The organism is uncultured Porphyromonas sp., from assembly GCF_934359325.1.
Taxonomy (GTDB): Bacteria; Bacteroidota; Bacteroidia; order Bacteroidales; family Porphyromonadaceae; genus Porphyromonas_A.
Map to the genome: position 1 here is coordinate 1 of NZ_CAKRLH010000216.1, position 2616 is coordinate 2616.

Consider the following 2616-nt stretch of genomic DNA (forward strand, 5'->3'; position numbering starts at 1 on the left):
ATGACCTTCGTGGAGCTATTGGTGGTAGTGGACATACAAATCTAAGATTTATTCGATTATCTCTTGACGCCTCGCTTCGCAGCAATGGTCTTGGCAGCGAGATTGAGAGCCAGGATGAGGATCAGGAGGAAGAGGGCGGTGGACCAGATCAGGTCGACGAGGTTGGGGTCGTTGTAAAACTCCCAGATCAGCAGGCTGACGGCTGAGGTGGGGCTGGTGACGTCGAGATTGACATACGTGGCGCCGAGGGCGGTGACCATCAGCGGTGCCGTCTCGCCCATCACGCGGGAGATGGAGAGGAGGATACCGGTGATGATCGCTCCGATGGCGGAGGGGAGCAGCACGTGGAGCATGACAGAGGTGTAGGAGCTGCCGAGGGCGAGACCCGACTCGAGGAGCGAACCGGGGAGCATATTGAGCGCCTCCTCGGTGCTACGGGTGATCATCGGGATCATCATCAGCGCGAGGGCGACCGCACCGGCGACAGCGCTGTAGCTGTGCATGGCGCGCACCACCCACATATAGACGAGGATGCCGCAGATGATCGAAGGCACGCCCTGGAGGATGTCAGCGAGCGTGCGGACCATGGTCGCCATCTTTTTTCCCCTATTGATGTGGAGGTAGATGCCGCCGAGGAGACCGAAGGGGATCGAGATGAGCGAGGCGAGACCCACCATGATGAGGGTGCCGACGATGCCATTGAGGATACCACCGGGGATCGGCTGACCGCTCTGCTTGGCCAGCATCGCCTCGATGGATGAGGGGACAACGCGGGTAAAGAAGTCGAGATTGAGCTGATGCCAGCCCTTGGCGATCAGTTCGATGAGGATCGCCAGTAGCGGGATCGCCGTGGCGAGACTAAGTATACAGACGAGAGCGAAGACGACCCTGCTGGTGACACGGCGCCGCTGCTGGTGCGTCGGCCTCAGGGAGTAAGTCTCAAGGGAGCTGTTGTTACTCATGGCTTAAGTCTGGAGATGATGATCTTGGCGGCGCAATTGATCAGCGCCGTGATGAGGAAGAGGATCAGACCGATGGCGAAGAGGGCACTGAGCTTGAGTCCCGTCGCTTCGCCAAATTGGTTGGCAATCACCGACGCCATCGTATTACCGGTCTCGATCAGGTCGCCGCTCTCACTCAGGGTGAAGGGGATGTTGTTCGTATTACCGATCAGCATAGTTACCGCCATCGTCTCGCCGAGTGCGCGACCGAAGGCAAGGGTGTAGGCGGCAAAGATGCCCGATGCGGCGCCGGGTAGGGAGACGCTCTTGATCACCTCGAAGCGGGTTGCCCCGAGCCCATAAGCGGCCTCCTTCAGCTCCCCCGGAACCATAGAGATGAATTCGCTCGAGAGCGACGAGGCGTAAGGGATGATCATGATCGCCAGGACGATCGAGGCGAGGATGACGCCGAAGCCCTGGCCGCTCCAGCCCCAGACGATCATCAGGTGGCGGATCGTGTAGAAGCCCCAGAGACCGTAGACGATCGAGGGGATCCCCGCCAGCATATCCACGACAGCGCTGACGACGGCAGCGATCTTCTTTCCCCTAAAGTACTCGCCCGAGAAGAGTGCCACGGCGAGGGAGAAGGGGACACAGAGCAGCAGCGCCAGGAGCGAGGTCTCCAGCGTGCCGACGATGAAGGGCCAGGCGCCGTAGCTCTCTGTCTTGTCGCTCCACTCGCTGCCGGAGAGGAAGTCGAAGAAGCCGAAGTGGCTCACTGCGGGACCGCTCATCGAGGCGAGCGTGTAGACGATTGCGGCAGTCAGGAGGATGAATCCAATGCCGACGATCGTCAGCAGGGCGTTGAAGAAACGATCTTTTTTCATGGTTCGCTCAGGGGCTTACCCTGGTAGGTCATGGAGGCGATGACGGCACGAGCCTTCTCGAGAGCAAGGGGCGGAAGGGAGGCGTAGTGGGTCTTGCGCGCCGCCTCGTGTGTCTCCTCACCGACGATGTAGTAGAGGAAGTCCTGCAGCAGCCGGGCACTCTCGAGGCTCCTGTGACCGTAGCTCTGCTCCTTGTAGACGATGAGCCAGGTCATCGTGCTGATGGGGTAGGCATCGGGGTCGGGACTATCGGCGATCATCACCCGCGTGTCGTCGGGGAAGTCGCTGAGGTTGGCGGAGAGGGAGATACTCTCCATCGTGGGGGCGATGAAGTGTCCCGAGCGGTTGCGGATTGCTGCTGCGGGGATGCCGAGAGCCATGGAGTACTCCGAGCCGATGTAACCGATCGCACCGGGGGTGGAGGAGATCACGCCGGCGACGCCGGGATTGCCCTTGGCGGCATTGCCCACCTTGATGTCCAGCGTCTTGGCAGCGCCCAGCTCCTCGCGCCAGACGGAGTCGACCTTGCTCATGTAGCTCGAGAAGACGAAGGTGGTACCACTCCCGTCGGTGCGGTAGATCGGTATCACTTTCTGGTCGGGCAGTGTGATATCGGGATTGAGCTCCCGGATTGCCGGGTCGTTCCACTCCGTGATCCGCCCGGTGTAGATCCCCGAGATCACCTCAGGCGTGAGCCGAAGCTCCTCGATGCCCTCGAGGTTGTAGGCGATGACGATGCCGCCGATGCAAGTGGGGATATGGATGATCGGCATAGGCATGGCCTTGGC

At 60.7% G+C, this 2616-nt stretch carries 3 protein-coding genes; all 3 read right to left on the reverse strand.

From position 1 onward, the window contains the following. Positions 1-56: 56 nt before the first annotated feature. The gene (gene pstA, locus Q0F21_RS07030) at positions 57-962 is read right to left on the reverse strand and encodes a phosphate ABC transporter permease PstA (RefSeq protein WP_297238617.1); all 906 of its coding nucleotides are present in this window, start codon (positions 960-962) and stop codon (positions 57-59) included. Further along, a complete protein-coding gene (gene pstC, locus Q0F21_RS07035; protein WP_297238620.1) occupies positions 959-1828 on the reverse strand; it encodes a phosphate ABC transporter permease subunit PstC in 870 nt (289 codons plus the stop codon). The genes pstA and pstC overlap by 4 nt, the downstream gene beginning before the upstream one ends. Further along, positions 1825-2616 (reverse strand): phosphate ABC transporter substrate-binding protein PstS (pstS, locus tag Q0F21_RS07040; protein WP_297238623.1); only part of this gene is annotated, 792 nt, incomplete at its 5' end. The genes pstC and pstS, both read right to left, overlap by 4 nt.